The organism is Rummeliibacillus suwonensis, assembly GCF_007896435.1.
In the GTDB taxonomy this organism is placed as follows: Bacteria; Bacillota; Bacilli; order Bacillales_A; family Planococcaceae; genus Rummeliibacillus; species Rummeliibacillus suwonensis.
Genome location: NZ_VCBL01000003.1, coordinates 24,569 through 32,077, shown reverse-complemented (window position 1 = coordinate 32,077; position 7,509 = coordinate 24,569). Strand labels below are relative to the sequence as shown.

Below are 7,509 nucleotides of genomic sequence, written 5' to 3'. Positions count from 1 at the left end.
AAATTCAATGAAGTTTATCCAGTTTTGAAAGAACAAGAAAAGATGTTAAAGAATCGGCTTTTCTAGAAAAAGCGACAGAACATTCTTGTCTTTCAAATCATAGAGTCTAGTAATGATGGCCAAGAGGTCACACCTGTTCCCATGCCGAACACAGAAGTTAAGCTCTTGAGCGCCAATGGTAGTTGGGGGCTGTCCCCCTGCGAGAGTAGGACGTTGCTAGGCATACATAAAGCACAGTTGATTATTCAACTGTGCTTTTTTCATTTTCCAGGATTGTGCTTTTCTTTTTTGAAATTATGATTAGTTACCCTTGAATTATGATGAAATCTTGTCAAAAAGCTTAATTAAGCATTCTATTTGTTGTGAGAAAAGATTTAAAGGAATACAGTTATAAATAATAGAATAAAAGCTACAGGGAGGAATTGAAATGACGAATATTTATGATTTTACCGTAGAAAAGACTGATGGAGAACAACAAAGTTTGCAGGATTTTAAAGGACATCCACTGTTGATTGTCAATACAGCAAGTAAATGCGGCTTTACACCACAATTTAAAGAATTACAAGAGTTATACGAGAAGTATAAAGATCAGGGATTTACAATTTTAGGATTTCCATGTAGCCAATTTAATAATCAGGAATTTGCTAATATTGATGAAACCTTAGCTTATTGTCAATTGAATTATAATGTTCAATTTCCAATGTTTGCAAAGATAGATGTTAAGGGTGAAAACGCATCACCACTGTTTAAATTTCTTGTTTCAGAAAAGAAAGGATTACTAACAGAAAACATTAAATGGAATTTTACTAAGTTCTTGATTGATAAAAACGGGCATGTTATAGATCGATATGCTCCACAAACTTCACCTTCAAAAATAGAAAATGATATTAAAAACTTATTATAAAGAAAAATCTAAATAATCTTATTTATTTTAGATTCCTTGACAAGTAAACACTTACGTTGTTAATCTTACAATTAATATATTTTTTATAGGAGGAGTTCAAGAAATGTGGGAAACGAAATTTGCCAAAGAAGGTTTAACATTTGATGATGTATTGCTTGTACCAGCACATTCTGAAGTATTGCCGAAAGAAGTAGACTTATCTGTCAGTTTAACGCCAAAAATTAAATTAAATATTCCTATTGTTAGTGCTGGTATGGATACAGTCACAGAAGCATCAATGGCTATAGCAATGGCTCGTCAAGGTGGTCTAGGCATTATTCATAAAAACATGAGCATTGAAGAACAAGCTGAACAAGTTGAAAAAGTTAAACGATCTGAAAATGGTGTAATTACGAATCCGTTTTTCTTAACACCTTCTCACCAAGTATTTGACGCAGAGCATTTAATGGGAAAATATCGTATTTCAGGTGTTCCAATTGTTAACAATGTGGAAGATCGTAAATTAGTAGGGATTATTACAAACCGTGATTTACGTTTTGTCCAAGATTATTCTACTAAAATTGATGATGTCATGACAAAAGAAGATTTAATCACAGCTCCTGTTGGCACTACACTAGACGAAGCAGAAAAAATGTTGCAACAATACAAAATAGAAAAACTTCCTATCGTTGACGAAAATGGAGTTTTGACAGGATTAATCACTATTAAGGATATTGAGAAAGTGATGGAATACCCAAATGCTGCAAAAGATGAACATGGGCGACTACTTGTTGGTGCCGCTGTAGGTGTAACAAAGGATTCAATGCTTCGTATAAAAAAATTAGTTGAAGCACAAGTTGACGTGATCGTTATTGATACAGCTCATGGTCATTCACAAGGCGTACTAGAGCAAGTGAAGAATATTCGAGCAGCATACCCTGATCTAACCATTATTGCAGGTAATGTAGCAACTGCTGAAGCTACTAAGGCTCTATACGAAGCCGGTGCAGATGTCGTAAAAGTTGGTATTGGACCAGGATCTATTTGTACTACTCGTGTTGTAGCTGGTGTCGGTGTACCGCAAATTACAGCTGTCTATGATTGTGCTACAGAAGCTCGTCGCCAAGGAAAAACAATCATTGCTGATGGTGGTATTAAATATTCAGGTGATATTGTTAAAGCATTGGCAGCCGGTGGACATGCCGTTATGTTAGGTAGCTTGCTAGCGGGGACTTCTGAATCACCTGGAGAAACTGAAATCTTCCAAGGACGTCGCTTCAAAGTGTATCGTGGAATGGGTTCTGTTGCAGCAATGGAAAATGGTTCAAAAGATCGTTACTTCCAAGAAGATGCAAAAAAACTTGTTCCAGAAGGTATTGAAGGTCGTCTACCATATAAAGGCCCTCTAGCTGACACCATTCATCAATTACTTGGTGGTGTTCGTGCAGGTATGGGGTATTGTGGAACGAAGGATCTCCATGATTTACGTGAAAATTCACAGTTTGTTCGAATGACTGGCGCTGGATTAAAGGAAAGTCATCCACATGATGTACAAATTACGAAAGAAGCACCAAACTATTCACTAGCATAAGAATATATCTTTAGCACCCTTTTCGTGATTATTTATGAAGCGGAAAGGGTGTTTTTAATATCTAATGGTTGAAATCTATGATTGTATGTTAAAATGAGCGAGATAAGTCTATACATAAATGGAGGTAGAATGGGTGAAAACATCAAGAAAAAATAAAATTTTTAGCATCATGATAGCTGCTGTTCTTATGTTCAGTATGTTGGCCATATTACCAGCAGGCAACACAGCAAGTGCTGCAGATAATTTAGGCTTACCTGTAAAAGGAGCTATTTTAATCGATGCTGATTCAGGTAAAATTTTGTATGAAAAAAATGCTGATCAACCACTTGGAATTGCTAGTATGACTAAAATGCTGACAGAGTATATTTTGTTAGACGCCATTAATGATGGAAAAATCAAATGGGATCAAAAATATAAAGTATCAGAATATGCTTACAAAATTTCACAAGATCGTGCATTAAGTAATGTTCCATTACGTGCAGATGGCGAATATACAATAAAAGAATTATATGAAGCAATGGCTATTTACTCAGCTAATGCTGCTACCATCGCAATTGCCGAAACAATCGCAGGATCTGAAACAGAATTCCTAACATTAATGAACAAAAAAGCAAAAGAATTAGGCTTAGAAGATTATCACTTTGTAAATGCTACAGGACTTAATAATGCACAATTACAAGGAATGCAACCAAAAGGTACGTCAGCTAGTGATGAAAACAAATTACCAGCAAAATCTGTAGCACGCCTTGCCTATCATTTATTGAAAGATCATCCTGAAGTATTGAAAACTTCAAGTATTTCTAGAAAGACATTCCGTGAAGGTACAGATGATGCGATTAAAATGGATAACTGGAACTTTATGCTACCAGGTCTTGTCGCAGAATATAAGGGAGTCGATGGACTTAAAACAGGCACAACAGATTATGCTGGTCAATGTTTTACAGGTACGGCAAAGCGCAATGATACACGATTAATCGCTGTTGTCATGCATGCAGAGGGTGCAGAACATATGGCACGTTTTAATGCTGCCCGTACATTATTTGACTATGGTTTTGGCCAATTTACAACAGAAAAAATTGTGCCTGCAGGTTATACCTTTAAAAGCCAAAAATCAATACCAGTAAAAGATGGAAAAGAAAAAAACGTTAAAATTGCTACAAAAGATGATATCTCTATGATGGTAAAAACAAGTGAAGTCGATGATTATCAAGCAAAACTTGTGTTAACTAAAAAAACATTAAATGCACCTGCCAAAAAGGGAACTGTTGTAGGTCATGTTGAAATCGATAAAAAATCTAGTAAGGATTATGGATTTATTGACAGTTCTGCAAGTGGTGCGGATGTTGTAACTACAGCAACTGCTGAGAAAGCAGGCTGGTTCTCTTTGACATTTAAAAAAATTGGTAAATTTTTTGCTAATTTATTTTAAAAATATAGCATTCAAAAGGATTGATCATGATGTAATGGTCAGTCCTTTTTTCATTTAAAGTACTTAAAACTTGCTGCTCTTTGAAAAATGTTGATCCTATATGAACCTTCTGTAAAATTTCTACTACTTTTCATGAGCGATTACTCCCAATCTATACATCTACAAGTTTTTACGCAAAAAAGCAGAGACAAGCCAAGTAAGGAATAATTAGATCAGTTTGACTAGCATTATACAGTAGGGGGTGAAAAAGCATCGTCCTACTACTGCATAGAGTTTCATATGATTGTATGGTTGTTGCTGGTGTTATAGAAGTAATGTTGATCTATTTAAAGCCAATTTTATCATGTGTTAACAGGCAGTAAGATCCCCACCATAGGTTTAGCGAGAAACGAGAAAGATAGATGGGGGATGAACTGCCACATGCGCCCGATTGGTTTGGACCGGCAAGATGTTGGTCACTCAGGTGTTGCCACAGGACGTGGCGCTTTTCACTTCCGTTCCTTTAGTTCAGCGGGGGATGAAGAAAACCCCCACTGAACTTTATCTGAAAGTGTTTTGTATATTCCAGCAATCCATTAACTTTTGGATATTATTTAAGATGTCGTTTTCTTCTAATCCTCCAAAGCCAAGTAAAAATTGATCTTCTCGATTTTGAATGGTAGGTGCGAGCATATATTCCTTTATGGGTGTAATCCTTATTCCATGTTGTAATGCAATATTACTTAATGTTGAAGCATTCATTTCATGTTTTACAGTCAATACTACGTGCATGCCAGCTTGTTCACCAGAAATCGTCACTGTTGGAGCATAAGGCATAAGTGCATGTGTTAGTTTTTCCAATTTTTTTCGGTAAATTTTTCGCATACGGTTTAAATGCTTGGAAAAATAACCGTCCCTCATAAATTGAGCTAAAATATGTTGTTCGAAACGAGGGACAGTGGATGTATAGTATGTGAACATATTATAATATCGAGATAATAATTTTTCTGGTAATACAAAATAGGCGATGCGCAAAGAAGGCATTAGTGATTTAGAAAATGTACTAATATAAATAACTTTATCTCGATGATCCATTCCCTGTAAGGAGGCAATGGGTTTACCAATATAACGGAATTCACTATCGTAATCATCTTCAATAATAAATCTTTGCTCATCTTGTGCCGCCCAATTTAATAGTTGCGCCCGGCGTGATGCAGAAAGGACTGCCCCCGTTGGAAATTGATGAGATGGAGTAACATAAGCGATATTAGCACTTGAGTGTTCCAATTCCTGAATTTGCATGCCATCTTCATCAACATTAATAGGGATTACCTGTTGATTATATTGGCTGAAAATATGATGAGTTTGTGTATAGCCAGGGTTTTCAATAGCATATTGATTTTCTTCCCCTAAAAGCTTCATGATCATAGGCAGAAGCTGTTCGGTACCAGAACCTATGACAATTTGTTCAGGTGAACATAGGACCCCTCTGGATTGATATAGATAGTTTGCAATTTGTTCACGTAATCCAAGTTCACCTTGAGGGGTGCCTGTTAACAACAGATCTTTTTCATGATAGTCAATGGCTTCTTTAGCATATTTGCGCCAAGTCGTAAATGGAAAAGACGATGTATCAATTTTTCCAGGATTAAAATCGATTAAAATTTGGGGGTTTAAAGCTTTTTTTATGGCATGATGAGGAAGTGTTTTTTCTACATAAGCGAGTTCCTCAATTGCCTCTACAAAAAAGCCGACACGCGATTTAGAAGTAATATAGCCCTCTGCTATTAATTGTGCATAGGCAAGTTCCACCGTTGTTTGGCTAATGGATAAAAATTCCGAAAGCTTTCTTTTTGAAGGAAGTTTTGTATGAACGGCTATTGTTCCTTCAATAATTCCTTTCTTGATTTCTTCGTAGAGTTGTTCATAAAGAGGGATTTTTGAATCTTTTTCTAATTGAATCATTAGCATATCCATTGTATCGCTCCTAACTGACCATCCAAAAAAGTGAATAACTGAATCTTTTTATATGGTCAATTTTCTTTATACTAACATCATACTAGTTTTTAGGAGGGAAAGAAATGGTTATTCATACAGGTACTGAACGAGTTAAAAGAGGCATGGCGGAAATGCAAAAGGGTGGCGTCATTATGGACGTGATTAATGCAGAACAGGCAAAAATTGCCGAAGCTGCGGGTGCTGTTGCGGTAATGGCATTAGAACGCGTACCATCTGATATTCGTGCTGCAGGCGGTGTTGCTCGCATGGCAGATCCACGTATAGTAGAAGAGGTCATGGAGGCTGTGTCTATTCCAGTGATGGCAAAAGCACGTATAGGGCATATCGTTGAGGCTCGTGTGCTTGAAGCAATGGGTGTTGATTACATAGATGAAAGTGAAGTATTAACACCAGCAGATGAGGAATTTCACTTATTAAAAAGTGACTATACTGTACCATTTGTTTGTGGCTGTCGGGATTTAGGAGAAGCAGCACGACGTATAGGAGAAGGGGCATCCATGCTACGTACAAAGGGTGAACCTGGAACTGGCAATATCGTTGAAGCCGTAAGACATATACGCAAAGTGAATGCACAAGTACGAAAAGTCGCTCATATGACAAGAGATGAACTAATGACGGAGGCCAAAAACCTAGGAGCACCTTTTGATGTATTGCTTGAAATCAATCGTCTTGGCCATTTACCAGTTGTTAATTTTGCTGCAGGCGGTGTTGCGACACCAGCTGATGCCGCATTGATGATGGAATTGGGGGCTGACGGCGTATTTGTAGGCTCAGGTATTTTTAAATCTGAAAATCCGGAACAATTTGCTCGCGCTATTGTTGAAGCAACAACAAATTATCAAGATTATAACCTGATTGCTAAAGTGTCTAAAGGGTTGGGAATACCGATGAAAGGGATCGATATTTCAAAACTCGCACCGCAAGACCGTATGCAGGATCGAGGATGGTAGTATGGTAAGAATCGGTGTCTTGGCATTACAGGGAGCTGTTCGTGAGCATATAAAGGCAATAGAAGCAGTAGGGGCAAAAGCTGTATCAGTGAAACATAAGGATGAATTACAAGACTTAGATGGTCTAATTCTGCCTGGTGGGGAAAGCACAACAATGCGAAAGCTAATTGACCGATATGATATGATGCAGGCGTTGCGTATTTTTGCTTCAACTGGTAAACCGATGTTTGGAACATGTGCAGGATTAATTCTCCTTGCAAAGAAGCTTGTTGATGGTGAACCTCATATTGGTGTGATGGATATAGAAGTGAAACGAAACTCGTTTGGACGACAAATCGATAGCTTTGAAGCATTGCTCGATTTAAAGGATATTGGTTCTAATTTTCCAGCAGTTTTTATCCGTGCACCTCATATTGTAAATGTTGGTGAAAATGTAGATGTTTTAGGCAAGTATGATGGGCGAATAGTACTTGCACGAGATGGTCAATTCCTAGGATGTTCTTTTCATCCAGAACTAACAGAAGATACTCGTATTATGGGATATTTTGTTCATATGGTGAAGGAAAGTAAGCGCTCAATACTTGCGTAACTCCAGAATGTATTGTAAAGTAAGGATAACTTATAATTTAACACGATGATAGGAAGTAGTAGCAAATAC

General features: G+C 37.1%; 6 protein-coding genes, 1 rRNA gene and 1 other annotated feature (1 of these 8 running past the window's edge). Of the genes, 6 read left to right on the top strand and 1 reads right to left on the bottom strand.

Features of this window, described 5'->3' with window-relative positions:
• The first annotated feature begins 105 nt into the window (after window positions 1-105).
• The 4 genes from rrf (at window position 106) to FEU33_RS15580 (ending at window position 3,903) form a co-directional block, all read left to right on the top strand.
• A 5S ribosomal RNA gene (gene rrf, locus FEU33_RS15595) occupies window positions 106-222 on the top strand.
• A gap of 205 nt (window positions 223-427) precedes the next feature.
• Window positions 428-904 (top strand): glutathione peroxidase, encoded by a 477-nt coding sequence (locus FEU33_RS15590; RefSeq protein WP_146550415.1) that lies wholly within the window; start codon window positions 428-430, stop codon window positions 902-904.
• A 103-nt stretch (window positions 905-1,007) separates the two neighbouring features.
• The gene (gene guaB, locus FEU33_RS15585; protein ID WP_146550414.1) at window positions 1,008-2,474 is read left to right on the top strand and encodes an IMP dehydrogenase; all 1,467 of its coding nucleotides are present in this window, start codon (window positions 1,008-1,010) and stop codon (window positions 2,472-2,474) included.
• A gap of 133 nt (window positions 2,475-2,607) precedes the next feature.
• Window positions 2,608-3,903 (top strand): D-alanyl-D-alanine carboxypeptidase family protein, encoded by a 1,296-nt coding sequence (locus FEU33_RS15580; protein ID WP_146550413.1) that lies wholly within the window; start codon window positions 2,608-2,610, stop codon window positions 3,901-3,903.
• A 540-nt stretch (window positions 3,904-4,443) separates the two neighbouring features.
• Here the strand turns inward: FEU33_RS15580 and pdxR are convergent.
• The gene (gene pdxR, locus FEU33_RS15575; RefSeq protein WP_146550412.1) at window positions 4,444-5,859 is read right to left on the bottom strand and encodes a MocR-like pyridoxine biosynthesis transcription factor PdxR; all 1,416 of its coding nucleotides are present in this window, start codon (window positions 5,857-5,859) and stop codon (window positions 4,444-4,446) included.
• A gap of 104 nt (window positions 5,860-5,963) precedes the next feature.
• Between pdxR and pdxS the strand changes: the two genes are divergently transcribed.
• On the top strand, window positions 5,964-6,851 hold the full coding sequence (gene pdxS, locus FEU33_RS15570) for a pyridoxal 5'-phosphate synthase lyase subunit PdxS (RefSeq protein ID WP_186731454.1): 888 nt from the start codon (window positions 5,964-5,966) through the stop codon (window positions 6,849-6,851).
• A 1-nt stretch (window position 6,852) separates the two neighbouring features.
• Window positions 6,853-7,440 (top strand): pyridoxal 5'-phosphate synthase glutaminase subunit PdxT, encoded by a 588-nt coding sequence (gene pdxT, locus FEU33_RS15565; RefSeq protein WP_146550411.1) that lies wholly within the window; start codon window positions 6,853-6,855, stop codon window positions 7,438-7,440.
• 36 nt (window positions 7,441-7,476) lie between these two features.
• Window positions 7,477-7,509, top strand: a binding site (T-box leader) (it continues 182 nt past the right edge of the window).

Coding starts and splice junctions, on each gene's coding strand:
- pdxT (WP_146550411.1), top strand. CDS start 6,853: ATGGTAAGAATCGGTGTCTTGGCATTACAGGGAGCTGTTCGTGAGCAT.
- pdxR (WP_146550412.1), bottom strand. CDS start 5,859: ATGGATATGCTAATGATTCAATTAGAAAAAGATTCAAAAATCCCTCTT.
- guaB (WP_146550414.1), top strand. CDS start 1,008: ATGTGGGAAACGAAATTTGCCAAAGAAGGTTTAACATTTGATGATGTA.
- pdxS (WP_186731454.1), top strand. CDS start 5,964: ATGGTTATTCATACAGGTACTGAACGAGTTAAAAGAGGCATGGCGGAA.
- FEU33_RS15590 (WP_146550415.1), top strand. CDS start 428: ATGACGAATATTTATGATTTTACCGTAGAAAAGACTGATGGAGAACAA.